This is a genomic window from Pseudoxanthomonas sp. 134C1, from assembly GCF_057773065.1.
Map to the genome: position 1 here is coordinate 65,904 of NZ_JBYMTH010000003.1, position 14,177 is coordinate 80,080.

A 14,177-nucleotide genomic window follows, 5' to 3' on the forward strand; every position below is an offset into this window, starting at 1 on the left:
AAAGTCCCGCGCGGCCGCGAAAGCCGGCCAACCGCGGGCCTGTCCGAGTCGATGCCATCATGAAAGCCATCCTAGCGCAGGCAATGGCGGGGAACGCGGCGTCTCCCCCTCGTCTGTTTTGCCCTTCTTGCCAGATGGCTCCGCCGCGATTGCATTCCATGGATTCCACCGGCATCAATGACGCGATGAAGATTCCCGCCTCTCTTGTGTCGCTCGCGTTGCTCTCGCTTTCGGGGTTGTCGCGGCAAGCGGTTGCGACCGAGGCGATCGTCTGCCGCGATACCGACACGGGCGCCGAGGTCACCGTCGCGATCAGCCTGACGCAGGAGGCGGCGGGCGATGGTGTCTATGGCCTGCGCATCGATCACCCCGCTCTCCGATCCACGGAGACCTGGCGGGTGGAGCGTGCCCGCGTGGACCCGCGCGCGCAGATTCTCTCGTTGCGGGCGCGCAATGGCGACACCCCACGCAACGAGGTGCTGGAACTGCGAGCGGAGGCCGCCCGGGGAATACTGACATCACCGACACGCCGGCTCGCCCTGTCCTGCGACTGGTCGGCGTTCGACTAGCGCGGGCGGGCGCCCGCCACGTCGCGATGGCAGGAGCCGGCGGCTTTTCTTTCCGCCGCCTCGTCTGCCCACCCTTTTGCCGGTACGTTCCCGGATGATGCCGGCGAACCAGGCCGGCCTATGCGGGGAGCGCGCGTGCCAACAGGATGTCGGCCACATCGATGCCCGGCTGGCTTCCGAACGCCCATCCCTGTTCCCGCGAGAGCCGCCCGCGGACGAAAGCGCCCGCGGCGGGACTGCCGGCGCGCATCAACACCGCCGCCTGCAGGGCCAGCGCCAGCCGCTCGGTCAGGTTGCGCGCGCCGGCTTCGCCGGCACGCGCCAGATCCGCCATCAACTCCGCCATGAAGGCATCGAAACCCGCCTCCCTGCCCGCCATCGACGCCAGTTCGGCGACCAGCGCCGCGCGGGTTTCCGGCTCGCGTGCCAGCGCGCGCAACACGTCCAGGCACTGGATGTTGCCGCTGCCTTCCCAGATGGAGTTGAGCGGCGCTTGCCGATACAGCCGTGGCAGGATGGATTCCTCGACGTAGCCCGCGCCGCCCAGGCACTCCTGCGCCTCGTTGACGAAGGCAGGCGTGCGCTTGCAGATCCAGTACTTGCCGATGGCGGTGGCAATCCGCGCGAACGCGGCTTCGGCCGGATCACGCGGCGCGGCATCGACCGCGCGCGCCACCCGCAGCGCGAACGTGGTCGCCGCCTCGGATTCAATCGCCAGATCCGCCAGTACGTTCGCCATCAGCGGATGCTCGACCAGAGTTTTGCCGAAGGTGCGCCGGTGACGCGCGTGATGCAGCGCCTGCGCCAGCGCCATGCGCATTTCAGCCGCCGACCCCAGCATGCAGTCCAGCCGGGTCAACATCACCATCTCGATGATGGTCGCCACGCCGCGTCCTTCTTCTCCGACCCGCCAGGCCAACGCGCCACGGAACTCGACCTCGCTGGAGGCATTGGACCAATCGCCCAGTTTGTCCTTCAGCCGCATCAGCGCGAACCGGTTGCGCGCGCCGTCAGGCAGGCGACGCGGCATCAACAGGCAGGTCAATCCACCCGGCGCCTGCGCCAGCACCAGGAAACCGTCGCACATCGGCGCCGAGAAGAACCATTTGTGTCCGACCAGCTGGTAGCCATCGCCCTCCGGCGTCGCCGTGGTGGTGTTGGCGCGCACGTCCGAGCCGCCCTGTTTCTCGGTCATGCCCATGCCCAGGGTGATGCCGGCCTTCTCGGCCAACGGCAGATCACGCGGGTCGTACAGCGGGGTCGCGGCCCGCTCCGCCCAGACCGCGAGCGCCGGTTCGCGTCGAAGCACCGGCACCGCCGCGTGGGTCATCGTCAATGGACAACTCGTGCCGGCGTCGGCTTGATGGTGCAGATAGCTCAACGCCGCCCTCGCCACGTGCGCGCCGGGCTCCGGTTCATGCCATGACAGCCCGGCCACGCCATGCGTCTTGGCGACCTCCATCAACCGATGATAGGCCGGATGGAATTCGACCATGTCGATGCGATGGCCGAAGCGATCATGCGTGCGCAGGCGCGGCCGATCCCGGTTGGCGTCGAAGCCGATGCGATACAGTTCGTCACCCGCCAGCGCGCCGTACACCGCCAGTCGCGGTGCGAAGCCTCCGGCGCCTTCACGGGCGACCGCTTCGCGCAGCGCGGCGTCGTCCTCCCACAGATCGCGCGGCTCGAAGGGCGGCGGCTGGTTTTCGACCAGATGGGTTTCAAAGGGCGGCAGTCCATTCATCGCGGGGCTCCGGTCGGTGGTTGCCCGTCGATTCTCGCCCAAAGCGGCACCGGTGTGGCCGCCGCGCCCACTTCAGCCGCGCGCCGCGAGTGCGGCGAGGAATTCCGGATTCAACGCCAGTTGGCCGAGCACACCGTGCTGGGTGCCGCTGAGCACGCGCAGCATGTGCCGGCTTCCCCAGGGCATGCGGCCCAACGGCAGGAAGGCGATGTCGCGCAGGCGCGCTATCCCGTCGTGCTCGGACTGGAACACCGGAGTCAGCCAGCGGCTCCAGAACTGGTAGATGCGAACATGCGCCTCGCGCTCGTCCTGATAGCGCGCGAGCGCGGCCTCCAGATCAGTTTCGGCGCGCAGCGCATCGCGCAATGCCAGCGCGTCCATCAACGCCATGTTGACGCCCTGGCCCAACTGCGGACTCATCGCGTGCGCGGCATCCCCGGCCAGCACCAACCGGCCACGCGACCATCGGCGCAGGGCCGCGTCGCGATAGCTCGCGCGCGCGAGTTGCCCCGGCTCCCGCAGGTCGGCCAGCCGCGGTTCGATCTCGGGCCAGATCGCGGCCACCTCCCGTTTCCAGCCCTGGATGCCGCCGCCGTGCCACTGCTCGAAGGTGGCCGCCGGCAGGCTCCAGAAGAAACTCAGCCGCGGCGTGTCGTCATCCGGTCGCGTACCCACCGGCAGCATGCCGATCATCTTGCGCGCGGCGACATAGCGTTGGCGCAGTTCGTCCGGAAACGGCCAGTCGGCCTGCGGCACCAGGCACCACAGCGCGCCCCATCGATAAGGTGCGTCCAGCTTCACCGCACCCGTGTGCCGACGCAGGCGCGAAGCCGCGCCGTCGGCGGCGATCACCAGGTCGTAGGGACCATGACGCGCGCCCTGCTCGTCGACAAGCCAGCCGGTGTCCTCCTGCACCGACGCGACGGACACGCCCTGACGCACGTCGGCCCTTCCCGGCCAGGCGTCGGCCAGCAGGGTGAACAAGGCGCCGCGCTGCATGCCGAGGCCGAACAATCCCGCATCCAGCCGGGTGTAGCGCATGTCCATCACCGCGCGGCCACACGGCGTTTCCCCGTAGAGCCGGCGCACCCGCCGCCCATGCGCCAGCGCGGCATCCAGCAATCCCAGCTCCCACAACACCTGCAGACCGGTGGGCTGCAGCAGGAATCCCGCGCCCACCGGTCCCAGTTGCGGTGCGCGCTCGAACACCTCCACCGCGTGCCCGTCGCGCGACAGCAGCAGCGCCAGCGCCTGGCCCGCGGTGCCGTATCCGGCGATGGCGATGTGTCGCTTGCGCATCCCTGTGTGCCCCCGGTGACTCATAAAAAACCCCGCCGAAGCGGGGTTCGAGAAATCTCGCAGCGTTGCAATCAGTCGGACGGCGTGACGCTGCCGGCCTGTGCGCCCTTCGGGCCCTGGGTCACTTCATAGGTCACTCGCTGGCCTTCTTTCAGGCTGCGGAAGCCCTTGGAGTTGATCGCGGAGTGATGCACGAAGACATCGGCGCTGCCATCTTCTGGCGCGATGAATCCGAAGCCCTTGGCATCGTTGAACCATTTCACGGTACCGTACGGCATAGCGCTTGCGTTTCCTTTGTAAGGTGCGGGTGGTTAACGTGCGGCGGCAACCGCACCCGCGGAGTATGCAAAGGCTTTGCCGTGTTGACAATCACCCGCGCGCGAGTTCGCCAATCAGTTCCGGCAGGCCCGCCGAGGCCGCTTCGACGTTGGCCAGCACCTCGGCCATGGTGATCTCCTCGCCGGTGCCGCAGCCGGCCGCCCAGTTGGCGACGATGGCGAGGCAGGCGTAATCCAGGCCAAGCTCGCGCGCCAGGCCCGCCTCCGGCATGCCGGTCATGCCCACCAGATCGCAGCCGTCACGGCGCATCCGCGCGATTTCCGCCTTGGTTTCCAGGCGTGGCCCCTGGGTCGCGCCATAGCAGCCATCGGCCACAAGTTTGACGCCGGTCACGCGCGCGGCGGCGATGATCTTGTGCCGCAGCAGCGACGTATAGGGATCGCCGAAGTCCACGTGCAGCACCTCGCTGCCCGGCTCCTCGCAGATCGTGGAGACGCGTCCCCAGGTGTAATCGATGATCTGGTCCGGGCATGCCAGCACGCGTGGCCCGAACCGTTCGGTGATGCCGCCCACCGTATTGAGCGCCAGCACCCGGGTGGCGCCGATATCCTTCAACGCGGCCAGGTTGGCGCGGTAGTTCACCTGGTGCGGCGGCACCGAATGTCCTTCGCCATGGCGGGCCAGGAACGCCACCTTCTGCCCCAGCAGATGGCCGATGCGGATCGGACCCGAGGGTTTGCCGAAGCGGGTCTCGACTTCGCGGGTTTCGACATCGGCCAGCGCGGCCAGGCGATAGACGCCGGTGCCGCCGATCACGGCCAGCGCGATCCCGCTCATGCGTCTTCCTTCAGCGCGTAGATGGCCGGCAGGTTGCGGCCCTGTTCGTAGTAGTCCATGCCGAAACCGAACACGTAGCGGTCGGCGACTTCCACGCCCATGTAGTCGGCCTGCACGCCTTCGACGCAGCGGTCGTGGCGCTTGACGCTGAGCGCGGCGATGCGCACGTCGGTGGCGCCCTGTTCCAGGCACCACTGGCGCACGGCCAGCAGCGTGTGACCCTCGTCGAGGATGTCGTCCACCAACAGCACACGGCGGCCGTACAGCGCGGTGGCCGGGCGATGCTTCCACACCAGTTCGCCGCCGGCGGTCTCGCCGCGATAACGGGTGGCGTGCAGGTAGTCGAATTCCAGATCCAGGCCGCGCGCGCCCAGTTCCAGCGCCAGTTGGCCGGCGAACGGCAATGCGCCATGCATGATGGTCAGGTAGACCGGCACTTCGCCGGCATAGTCGCGCGCGATCGGTGCGGCCATGCCCGCGATCGCATGGTCCAGGGTGGCGCGGTCCACCAGCAGTTCGGCATTGGCCAGCGCATCGGCCAGCGAAGGACGCGTCGTTCCCAGTTTGCTCATCACACCACTCCTGTATTGCCGAGCACGCGCGCCTGCGCCTGCCCATAACGTTGATCGGCCAGCAGGCCATCCCAGCCCAATGCGCCACGGCCGATCAGGCCCAGCAGCGCCGCGGTGTTCAGGGCGCGCCCTTCCACCGCCTTGAGCGACTCTTCCACCAGTTTCGGCGAGCACACCAGCACCACGTCGCAGCCGGCGTCCAGATGCAGTTCGATGCGCGCCTTCACGCCACCGGCGGAGAACGCCGCGGCCATGCCGATGTCGTCGGAGAACACCACGCCCCGGAATCCCATGCCATCGCGCAGGATGTCCTGGATCCAGCGCGGCGAATAGCCGGCCGGCTCGGGCGCCACCGCCGGATACTTCACGTGCGCCATCATCACCGCGTCCGCACCGGCCTCGATGCCGGCGGCGAACGGCAGCAGATCCTGCCCGCGCAGTTCCTCCAGCGTGCGCGGATCGGCCGCATCGTCGAAATGTGTGTCTTCCAGCACCGTGCCGTGGCCCGGGAAATGCTTGAGCGTGGCCGGCATCCCCACGCTGTGCATGCCCTGCACATAGGCGCGGGTGAAGGCGGCGACCACCTGCGGATCCGCGTCGAACGCGCGGTCGCCTATCGCGCGGTTGCCACGCGCCAGGTCCACCACCGGGGCGAAACTCAGGTCGATGCCGCTGGCGCGGATTTCGCTGGCCATCAGCCAGGCATGTTCCCGCGCCAGTTGCAGCGCGCCCTGCGGGTCTTCCGCATGGCGCTTGCCGAAGCCTTCCAGCGGCGGCAGCGCGCTGTAGCCCTCGCGGAAGCGCTGCACGCGGCCACCTTCCTGGTCCACGCAGATCAGCTGCGGACGCGGCGCCGCTTCGCGGATGGCGGCGGACAGTTCGGTGACCTGCGCGCGCGAGGCGAAATTGCGGGTGAACAGGATGACGCCGGCGACGGCGTCGTGCTGCAGCCAGTCGCGCTCCTGTGCGCTGAGTTCGGTGCCGGCGATGCCGATGACGAGCATGGTGGGGTCCTCAGGGAATGTCGTTGGCGTCGCGTTCGTCCGCGGACCACTGCGCGTACGGGCGCGATGCCAGGGCCAGATTGTAATAGCGCGGGCTGTCGGTGACCTGTTTGCCGACCCAGTCTGGTTTCACGAAGGCTTCATCGGCGCTTTCCAGTTCGATTTCCGCCACCACCAGGCCGGCGTTCCCGCCCAGGAACTCGTCCACCTCCCATAGATGGCCTGCATCGCGGACATGGTGGCGGCGCTTGTCGATCAGCCCGCCGACGCACAGGTCCAGCAGCGCGCGCGCTTCTTCCACGGGAATGGAGTAATCGAACTCCTGCCGGGTGTGGCCGAGCTCGCGCGATTTGAGATTGAGATAGGCCGCATCACCCTGGATGCGTACCCGCACCGACGCCTTCTGCCGGCCCTCGTCCATCACGGCCATGTCGTTGATGTAGCCCTGCGCCATCGGCACGACCTCGTGCGCGGCCTCGCGCCAGCCGTCACCGGTGACCAGGAATTTGCGTTCGATTTCTATAGGCATGGGATGGAGCCGTGAATGGGGAGTGGAGAATCGGGAATCGTTGAAGCAGGAGCGGGGAACAAGCGCATTGGCTTTCGATTCCCTATTCCCTATTCCCGCCGTTCAAACAACGCAATCGATTCGACGTGGGCGGTGTGCGGGAACATGTCCATCACCCCGGCCGACTTCAGTTCGTAACCCTGCTCGTTGACCAGGAAACCGGCGTCCCGGGCCAGTGAGCCGGGATGACAGCTGACGTAGACGATACGGTCGAACTGTTTCAACGGCAGTTGCTTCAGCACCTCGATCGCGCCGGAGCGCGGCGGGTCCAGCAGCAGCTTGTCGAAACCCTGGCGCATCCAGCTCGTGCCCCGCTGATCCTCGGTCAGATCGGCGGCATGGAACTGCGCGTTCGCCAGTCCGTTGCGTTGCGCGTTCCCGCGCGCCCGCGCCACCAGGCCGGCATCGCCTTCCACGCCGACCACCTCGCCGACCAGCCGCGCCATCGGCAGGGTGAAATTGCCCAGGCCGCAGAACAGATCCAGCACCCGGTCCCGCGGCTGCGGATCCAGCAGCTCGAAGGTCCGCGCGATCATTTTCTGGTTCAGCCCGGCATTGACCTGGATGAAGTCCAGCGGCTGGAACGCCAGTTCGACATTCCATTGCGGCAGGGCGAAGGCCAACGCGGGCGCCTCCGGCCACAGCGGATGCACGCTGTCCACACCGCCGGGTTGCAGGAAGATAGCGAACGCATGTGCCCGGCCGAACGCGATCAGCGCGGCGCGATCCGCCTCGTCCAGGGGCTTGAGGTGCCGGAACACCAGCGCGATGCCGCTGAACGCGTCGGTGGCGTCGCCGGCGATGAATTCGATCTGCGGGATATCGGCACGCGCGTGCAAACCATCCACCAGCGCGGCGAGATCGGCGATGCGCCCGCCGATTTCGGGGATGACGGTATGGCACTCGGACAGATCGGCGACGAAGCGCGGATCCTGTTCGCGGAAACCGACCAGGGTCTTGTCCTTCTTGTCGACCCGGCGCACCGAGAAACGGCCCTTGCGCCGATATCCCCAACTGGCGTCCACCAGAGGCGCCAGCACCGAAGTCGGCGAGACGTGGCCGATGCGCTCCAGGTTTTCCATCAGCACGCGCTGCTTGGCGTGGATCTGCTTGTCCTCGTCCAGGTGCTGCAGGACGCAACCGCCGCAGGTACCGAAATGCGCGCAGCGCGCCGGCACCCGGTCCGGGGAAGCCTGCAGCACTTCCAGCGCGCGGGCTTCGTCGAAATGGCGGTTCTTGGCGGTCTGTTCGGCCATCACCCGCTCGCCCGGCAACGCGCCGGCAACGAACACGGCCTTGCCGCTCTCGCCGGGCGCGGCGGCGCGGCGTGCCACGCCCCGGCCGTCATGGGTCAGGTCGAGGATGTCGGCTTCAAAGGGGGTCTTGTCAATGCGGGGAGAACGGCTGCGGGCCACGTGGCGAAAGCTGCGTGCGGGTTGCGGGGCACCATTGTCGCATGAGCGGGGGCGGGCCTTTCCCGCCTTCCCGCCCAGGGGTCGCGAGCTACTTCTGCTTCCAGCCACCCGCATCCTGGTACCACCAGCCGCTGCGGGCGCTGGCGATCCACTGCTGGGCGAAGGTCTGGCGGATCTGCGCTTCCCACTCCGGATTGCCGTTGGCCACGGCAATCTCCCGATAGACCGCCTTGCGGTCGCGGTTGTCGTCGGCCACGGCCTGGGTCGTCGTGACCCGGTCCTTCAGCGCCAGCTTGCCGGCGTCGCGCACTTCGATCATGCCGTCGCGGGTCAGGCCCAGCGCGCCGGCATCGAAACCGGCCTGCAGCTGGCTGCGGAAACGCTCGGCCATGCGGCCCTGGATGGCCTGGATAGCGGGCGTCTTGATGTTGATGTCGGCGTTTTCCTGCGCGTGCGCGCTGGCGATGCCGACCAGCGACAGCCAGTCGAAACCGCGACGCGACACCGGCGTCAGCGAAGCGCTGCCGCCCGGGGTGGCCGGCACACTGGAATCGGGCCGTGCCGGCTTGGCCGGTGTTGCCTTCGCATCGTCTCCGATGACCTTCTCGACGAACTCGCGCGCCGCTTCCTTGGCCTCGGCCGCCGGGAAGTAGACATTGATGGTGACGCACGCGGTCAACAGCAGCGCGGCGGCGACAGAGGTTCCCAACCAACGATGCATGTGTGTTTCTCCTGATGGCTACTGGAATACCGGTTTGCTTTCGCCGCGGGTCACATCGCCCAGCCGTTTGACCAGGGTCGGCCAGTCGACCCGGTGGTTGAATCCCACCACGGTCAGGCGCGGCAGGCCCTGGCCTTCGACAATGATAAAACCGGCTCCGGCTGAACCCAGCCCGTCCATCCGGCAGACCTCCTCGGACAGGTGGCAGCGGATGCCGATGCGGCGATAGCCGAAGTCGTCGAACAGTTTGAGCGCCTGTGCCTGCAGGCTGCTCCCCAGTCCCTGGCCGCCGCCAACGCTGGAAAGATCCTGCACGGCGCGCTGGCTGATCCGCTGGCGTCCGCGCCATTGCGGATCGGAATGCAGGTCCGCGTCGAAGCCCTGCGGGCTCCAGTCCACCAGGCGCAGGCTGCGGATGTGGCCATCCAGCGCGCCGGTGATCTCGCCGAAGCCGAATACGCCGGTGAGCGCCTGCAGATCCAGATCCTCCAGCACGATGTCCGCGGACAGCGTGGGAGCGGTCCCGAACGGGCGTTCCATCGACAGGCCGGAGACTTCGACGCGGCCAGCGAACATGTGCGCGGTCAAGGTACCGTCGAAGTCGAGGCGATCCTCTGCATAGCGCACACGCGGGATCCGCCCGCTGAGGTTGCCCTGGAACGCCGGCCAATGCATGGCGGCGGCCAGTTGGCCGATGTCCAGATTGTCCACGCTCAGGCCGAAATCGAATGCCAATCCGCGTTCCTGCCGTGGCGGGCGCAGATTCAGCGCTTCAAAGGTCAGGCCACCGCCCAGCGCGGGCACCGTGACCGGCCGACTCAGCGCTATCTCGCCGGCTTCGCTTCGCAACGGGAACACCGCGGCGCCGAACGGCAGGCCATGCAGCGTCCCGCCGCGCCAACCCAGGGTGCTGTCGTGCCGGCCGTCGCCGGACAGTACGGGATGTCCGCTGACGCCAAGCAGCTGGAAACGATCGCGGCCATCACGCAGATCCACTTCGTCCAGCGTCATCCCGATCTCGCGCAGCGCTCCGGCTCGCAGGTCCACGTCCGCCACCATGGCTCCGCTCATGCGCAGATCCGCCAATCCGGCCAGGCCGAGCCAGCCGGACAGGTAGCGGGCCTGGAGCGGCGCCAGATCCTCGCTGCGCAGTTGCAGCGTGGCCTCACGCGGGTTCATTGCCGGATCCAGGCTCAGGCCGCCCCGGACCTGCAGCGCCGTGCCATCGTCCCAGCTCAGTTCCGGCAATTCCCAGGTGCCGTCCGGCCATCGACGCGCGGCCACGGTCACGCCCACCGGCGTGGCCGGCAGCGCGATGTAGGCATTGCCCGCAAGCATTTCGCCCCCGCGCAGTTCGCCTTCCAGCGTGATCAGGCGCTGACGCGGGAACTGCCGGTAGTCGAGCCGCATCGCGGCTGAAACACCTTCGGCCGCGAGCGTGCCATCCGGGGTGTCGAGCGAGAGACCGCCCAATCGCAGCGGGCCGGATACCTGGAGCGGTCCCGTTTCGGGTACGCGCAGTTCCAGCCGACCATCCAGCCGCCCCGCCTTCAGGCGCGCATCGGCCCAGGCCTGCGCGACCAGCGCCTGCGCCCAGCTCACCGGTACCTGCACCAGATCCACCCGGGTCAGGTCCGGCGCGGCCGCGTTGCGCGACAGCGCCAGTGATGATTGCCCGGTCGCGAGACGCGCTTCCGTGTGCGCGACATCGATGGCGACTGCCAGCCGCAGGGGTGCGCCGCCAGCCTGGCTCACCTGGCCGTCGCATCGCCACCGTCCCTGCTCGCCATGCTCCAGCGGACAGGTCCAACGCAGGTCACGCCAGCGATAGCCCAGATCATCCGCGCGCACCCGGCGCGCCCGCAGGGACAGCGCACCGGTGTCCGCACCGGCGGGCCAGTCCAGGCGCACCTCCACATCCTCCAGCACCGCCACGGGCGTGCTTATCCGCGCAATGTGCGCGCTGGCGGCGCGCGCATGCGCGGGGACAACCGGTGTCAACCCGAGCAGCACCAGCAGCGTTAACATGCGGACGCACATGGAGGCAGCATAACGATGTCCCGGGACGAAGGAATGAAGCCACGCCTGCTGCTGGTCGAGGACGATCCGATCAGCCACGCCTTCATGCTGGCCGCGCTGGAAGCCCTGCCCGCCCGGGTCGACAGCGCCGGTTCCATCGCGCAGGCCCTGCGTGCGGAAGACCAGCACGATCTCTGGCTCATCGACGCCAACCTGCCCGACGGCAGCGGCGCGCAACTGCTGGCGGGCCTGCGGCGCCTGCGCGCCCGGACACCCACGCTGGCCCACACCGCCGATCCGTCGCCGGACATGCACCGGTCGCTGCTGGAAGCGGGTTTCACCGCGGTGCTGGTCAAGCCCCTGTCCGCGGCCGATCTGCAATCCGCCGTGCGCGCGCACCTCCCCCTCCTTGCGGCGCCCGCGCAGGACTGGGATGAAGCCGCCGCGCTGAGGGCCCTGAATGGCAGCCGCGAACACGTGGACACATTGCGCCGCCTGTTCCTGGACGAGCTCCCCGGCAGCATCGGCGCGGTCGAACAGTCGTTCCGGGCCGGCGATCAGGAGGCATTGCGCGCGGTCCTGCACAAGCTCCGCGCCAGTTGCGGTTTCGTCGGCGCGAGCCGGTTGGCGAGCGCGGCGCAACAACTGCACGGAGCCCCCGCCTCGCTGGAAGCCTTGATGGATTTCCGCGCCGCGGCCGACGCGCTCCGCGCCTGATCCGCCTCACGCGTCAGGGGCGTGGCTTCAGCCGCCCCAGTTCGCCGATGAGTTCCCACGATTTCAGGCCACGCGGGCCGAGGTGGTGCGCCAGCACACCGCGCAGCGCCAGCCGCAGGCTGGCCAGATCCTCGGAGGGGGGCGGCTGGTTGGCGGCCAACGCCAGCAATGCGCGGCCGGTGGCCGCCGCGCTGCGCTCGGCATGGCCGCGATCGCTGAGCAGGCGGCGTGGCCCCTGTTCCGGATCCAGTTGGTAGCGGGCCGCCGGATCGATGGGCCGGCCATCGCTGTCCTGGTCCAGCGCGAAACCGAACCCCAGCGCCTCCAGCAGATCCCGCTCGAATTGCCGCAACGTCCACGCCAGCGCGTCGCCGAGGCGAAACCGCTCGCGCGCCCCGGCATAGGCCTGGAACAGTTCCGGCAGCGGGTCATGCCGCGGCGCCAGCCGCAGCACCAGTTCATTGAGATAGAAGCCCGCCAGCATCGTGTCGCCGCCCAGCCGCGGCGCGGTGTCGAGCGCCTCGGCCGCCACCAGCCTCGCCAGTTCGCCGCGCGGCTCCGCGTCGAGCCGGATGTACTGCAAGGGTTGCAGCGCGGCGCGCAGTGCCTGCTTCTTCGGTCCGGTCACCCCGCGCGCCACCAGGCCCAACCGACCGTGGTCCTCGCTCAGCACCTCGACCAGCAGACTGGTCTCGCGCCAGGGCCGCGCATGCAGGACGAACGCATGTTCGCCGGTGATGCGCATTTCAGGGGCCGGGATTGGGGAGTGGGGAGTGGGGATTCGCGAAAGCGGAGGGACGCGAATCGGGACTTGCCTGCGCGAGTCGCTCAGGCTCACTCATAGCCGAACGCCTTGAGGGCGGTTTCATCGTCGGACCAGCCTTCGCGTACGCGTACCCAGGTTTCCAGGAAAACCTTGCGGCCGAACAGGTGTTCCATCTGCATGCGCGCCTTGCTGCCGATTTCCTTCAGCCGCGCGCCGCCCTTGCCGATGACGATCGCCTTCTGGCTTTCGCGCTCGACCCACACCACCGCGCCGATGCGCAGCAGCTCGCCCTGCTTGGGCGAGACTTCCTCGGTGAAGCGTTCAATCTCCACCGTGGTCGCGTAGGGCAGCTCGGCGCCGAGTTGGCGCATCAGCTGCTCGCGGATCAGCTCGCCGGCCAGGAAGCGTTCGCTGCGGTCCGTGATCTCGTCCTCGCCGAACATCGGCGGCGCTTCCGGCAGAAGCTTCAGGACATCCTTCACCAGCGCGTCGAGACCATTGCGCTTGAGCGCGGAGATCGGATGCACGGCGGCGAACTGGCGGCCCTCGGACACCTGCGCGAGGAACGGCAGCAGCGCGCTCTTCTCACGCAACCGGTCGACCTTGTTGATCACCAGCACCACCGGAATACCGGCGTCGCTGAGCACGTTGTAGGCCAGCGTGTCCTCGTCTTCCCAGCGGCCCGCCTCGATCACCAGCAGGCCGGCGTCCACGCCTTCCAGCGCGCCGCGTGCCGCGCGGTTCATCACCCGGCTCATCGCCGAGGCGGAGAACTTGCCCTGCTGCTTGTGCAATCCGGGCGTGTCGACCAACACGATCTGCCCTTCCGGGAACGTCGCGATGCCCAGCAGCCGATGTCGGGTGGTCTGCGGTCGGCTCGAAACGATGCTGACCTTGGCACCGACCAGGGCGTTGGTCAGGGTTGATTTGCCCACGTTGGGGCGGCCAATCACGGCAACGCTGCCGCTGTGCGTCTGGGGGGTGTCACTCATTCGACGGTAATCCGTTTGGTCTCGGCCAGCCGGTCCAGCACCGCGGCGGCCGCGGCCTGTTCGGCGATGCGGCGGGACGTGCCCTCGCCCTCGGCCGACAGCGGCGGCTCCTGGATGCTGCAACGGGCCAGGAATTGCTTGGCGTGATCGTCGCCGCTCTCGGACACCAGCTCGTACAGCGGCAACGGGCGCTGGCGTGCCTGCAGCCATTCCTGCAGGCGGGTCTTGGCATCCTTTTCCGGTTTGCCGACCGGCAGCGCGGCCAGCGATTCCTCGAACCACGGCAGCACCACTTCGCGGCAGGCTTCAAAGCCGGCATCCAGGTAGATGGCCGCCACCAGCGCCTCCAGCGCATCGGCGAGGATCGAGTCCCGGCGATGGCCGCCGGATTTCATTTCCCCCGGCCCCATCGTCAGCTGCGCGCCCAGATCCAGGCGGCGGGCGATGATGGCCAGCGAGGCTTCGCGCACCAGTTCGGCGCGCGCGCGGGTCAAGGCGCCTTCATCGGCCTTGGGCCAGCGCTGGAACAGCGCCTCGGCGACCAGCAGGTTGACGATGCCGTCGCCGAGGAATTCCAGTCGTTCGTTGTGCGGCGCTCCAGCACTGCGATGGGTCAGGGCCTGCCCCAGCAAACCCTGATTGACGAACGCGTGCGTGAGCCGGAGCGCGCTCAAA

General features: G+C 68.3%; 15 protein-coding genes. 2 read left to right on the top strand and 13 right to left on the bottom strand.

Annotated elements, in window-relative coordinates; translation table 11 throughout:
• The first annotated feature begins 158 nt into the window (after positions 1 to 158).
• Positions 159 to 569, top strand: a complete 411-nt coding sequence (locus AC3DEZ_RS07300) for a hypothetical protein (protein ID WP_488387625.1) — start codon at positions 159 to 161, stop codon at positions 567 to 569.
• 118 nt (positions 570 to 687) lie between these two features.
• Here the strand turns inward: AC3DEZ_RS07300 and AC3DEZ_RS07305 are convergent, their stop codons facing one another.
• From AC3DEZ_RS07305 to AC3DEZ_RS07350, 10 genes are all read right to left on the bottom strand, one after another.
• Positions 688 to 2,313 carry an acyl-CoA dehydrogenase family protein gene (locus AC3DEZ_RS07305; RefSeq protein ID WP_488387626.1) on the bottom strand — a complete coding sequence of 542 codons (1,626 nt, stop codon included), beginning with the start codon at positions 2,311 to 2,313 and terminating at the stop codon, positions 688 to 690.
• 72 nt (positions 2,314 to 2,385) lie between these two features.
• A complete protein-coding gene (locus AC3DEZ_RS07310) occupies positions 2,386 to 3,612 on the bottom strand; it encodes an FAD-dependent oxidoreductase (RefSeq protein WP_488387627.1) in 1,227 nt (408 codons plus the stop codon).
• Positions 3,613 to 3,683: 71 nt separating this feature from the next.
• Positions 3,684 to 3,890, bottom strand: coding sequence for a cold-shock protein (locus tag AC3DEZ_RS07315; RefSeq protein WP_141456387.1), 207 nt, complete (start codon positions 3,888 to 3,890; stop codon positions 3,684 to 3,686).
• 91 nt (positions 3,891 to 3,981) lie between these two features.
• Positions 3,982 to 4,728 (bottom strand): S-methyl-5'-thioinosine phosphorylase, encoded by a 747-nt coding sequence (locus AC3DEZ_RS07320; protein WP_488387628.1) that lies wholly within the window; start codon positions 4,726 to 4,728, stop codon positions 3,982 to 3,984.
• On the bottom strand, positions 4,725 to 5,300 hold the full coding sequence (locus AC3DEZ_RS07325) for a hypoxanthine-guanine phosphoribosyltransferase (RefSeq protein WP_488387629.1): 576 nt from the start codon (positions 5,298 to 5,300) through the stop codon (positions 4,725 to 4,727). Before AC3DEZ_RS07325 ends, AC3DEZ_RS07320 begins: the two co-directional genes overlap by 4 nt.
• Complete coding sequence (gene nagZ / locus AC3DEZ_RS07330) at positions 5,300 to 6,304, bottom strand: beta-N-acetylhexosaminidase (RefSeq protein WP_488387630.1); 1,005 nt, start codon at positions 6,302 to 6,304, stop codon at positions 5,300 to 5,302. The genes AC3DEZ_RS07325 and nagZ overlap by 1 nt, the downstream gene beginning before the upstream one ends.
• 10 nt (positions 6,305 to 6,314) lie before the next feature.
• Positions 6,315 to 6,833, bottom strand: coding sequence for a CYTH domain-containing protein (locus tag AC3DEZ_RS07335; protein ID WP_488387631.1), 519 nt, complete (start codon positions 6,831 to 6,833; stop codon positions 6,315 to 6,317).
• 89 nt (positions 6,834 to 6,922) lie between these two features.
• Positions 6,923 to 8,287 carry a 23S rRNA (uracil(1939)-C(5))-methyltransferase RlmD gene (gene rlmD, locus AC3DEZ_RS07340; protein ID WP_488387632.1) on the bottom strand — a complete coding sequence of 455 codons (1,365 nt, stop codon included), beginning with the start codon at positions 8,285 to 8,287 and terminating at the stop codon, positions 6,923 to 6,925.
• A gap of 88 nt (positions 8,288 to 8,375) precedes the next feature.
• Positions 8,376 to 9,008, bottom strand: coding sequence for a YdbL family probable chaperone protein (locus AC3DEZ_RS07345; RefSeq protein WP_488387633.1), 633 nt, complete (start codon positions 9,006 to 9,008; stop codon positions 8,376 to 8,378).
• A gap of 18 nt (positions 9,009 to 9,026) precedes the next feature.
• Complete coding sequence (locus AC3DEZ_RS07350; protein WP_488387634.1) at positions 9,027 to 11,036, bottom strand: translocation/assembly module TamB domain-containing protein; 2,010 nt, start codon at positions 11,034 to 11,036, stop codon at positions 9,027 to 9,029.
• A gap of 45 nt (positions 11,037 to 11,081) precedes the next feature.
• Between AC3DEZ_RS07350 and AC3DEZ_RS07355 the strand changes: the two genes are divergently transcribed.
• Positions 11,082 to 11,744, top strand: coding sequence for a response regulator (locus AC3DEZ_RS07355; protein ID WP_488387635.1), 663 nt, complete (start codon positions 11,082 to 11,084; stop codon positions 11,742 to 11,744).
• 13 nt (positions 11,745 to 11,757) lie between these two features.
• Here the strand turns inward: AC3DEZ_RS07355 and recO are convergent, their stop codons facing one another.
• The 3 genes from recO to rnc all read right to left on the bottom strand — a co-directional run bounded on the left by recO (position 11,758) and on the right by rnc (position 14,176).
• Positions 11,758 to 12,489: a DNA repair protein RecO gene (gene recO, locus AC3DEZ_RS07360; RefSeq protein WP_488387636.1), complete on the bottom strand. Its 732-nt coding sequence runs from the start codon at positions 12,487 to 12,489 to the stop codon at positions 11,758 to 11,760.
• 89 nt (positions 12,490 to 12,578) lie between these two features.
• Positions 12,579 to 13,502 (bottom strand): GTPase Era, encoded by a 924-nt coding sequence (gene era, locus AC3DEZ_RS07365; RefSeq protein WP_488387637.1) that lies wholly within the window; start codon positions 13,500 to 13,502, stop codon positions 12,579 to 12,581.
• Positions 13,499 to 14,176 carry a ribonuclease III gene (rnc, locus tag AC3DEZ_RS07370; protein WP_447102663.1) on the bottom strand — a complete coding sequence of 226 codons (678 nt, stop codon included), beginning with the start codon at positions 14,174 to 14,176 and terminating at the stop codon, positions 13,499 to 13,501. The genes era and rnc overlap by 4 nt, the downstream gene beginning before the upstream one ends.
• Position 14,177 lies beyond the last annotated feature (1 nt).

Coding starts and splice junctions, on each gene's coding strand:
- AC3DEZ_RS07300 (WP_488387625.1), top strand. CDS start 159: ATGGATTCCACCGGCATCAATGACGCGATGAAGATTCCCGCCTCTCTT.
- AC3DEZ_RS07305 (WP_488387626.1), bottom strand. CDS start 2,313: ATGAATGGACTGCCGCCCTTTGAAACCCATCTGGTCGAAAACCAGCCG.
- AC3DEZ_RS07310 (WP_488387627.1), bottom strand. CDS start 3,612: ATGCGCAAGCGACACATCGCCATCGCCGGATACGGCACCGCGGGCCAG.
- AC3DEZ_RS07315 (WP_141456387.1), bottom strand. CDS start 3,890: ATGCCGTACGGTACCGTGAAATGGTTCAACGATGCCAAGGGCTTCGGA.
- AC3DEZ_RS07320 (WP_488387628.1), bottom strand. CDS start 4,728: ATGAGCGGGATCGCGCTGGCCGTGATCGGCGGCACCGGCGTCTATCGC.
- AC3DEZ_RS07325 (WP_488387629.1), bottom strand. CDS start 5,300: ATGAGCAAACTGGGAACGACGCGTCCTTCGCTGGCCGATGCGCTGGCC.
- nagZ (WP_488387630.1), bottom strand. CDS start 6,304: ATGCTCGTCATCGGCATCGCCGGCACCGAACTCAGCGCACAGGAGCGC.
- AC3DEZ_RS07335 (WP_488387631.1), bottom strand. CDS start 6,833: ATGCCTATAGAAATCGAACGCAAATTCCTGGTCACCGGTGACGGCTGG.
- AC3DEZ_RS07345 (WP_488387633.1), bottom strand. CDS start 9,008: ATGCATCGTTGGTTGGGAACCTCTGTCGCCGCCGCGCTGCTGTTGACC.
- AC3DEZ_RS07350 (WP_488387634.1), bottom strand. CDS start 11,036: ATGTTAACGCTGCTGGTGCTGCTCGGGTTGACACCGGTTGTCCCCGCG.
- AC3DEZ_RS07355 (WP_488387635.1), top strand. CDS start 11,082: ATGAAGCCACGCCTGCTGCTGGTCGAGGACGATCCGATCAGCCACGCC.
- recO (WP_488387636.1), bottom strand. CDS start 12,489: ATGCGCATCACCGGCGAACATGCGTTCGTCCTGCATGCGCGGCCCTGG.
- era (WP_488387637.1), bottom strand. CDS start 13,502: ATGAGTGACACCCCCCAGACGCACAGCGGCAGCGTTGCCGTGATTGGC.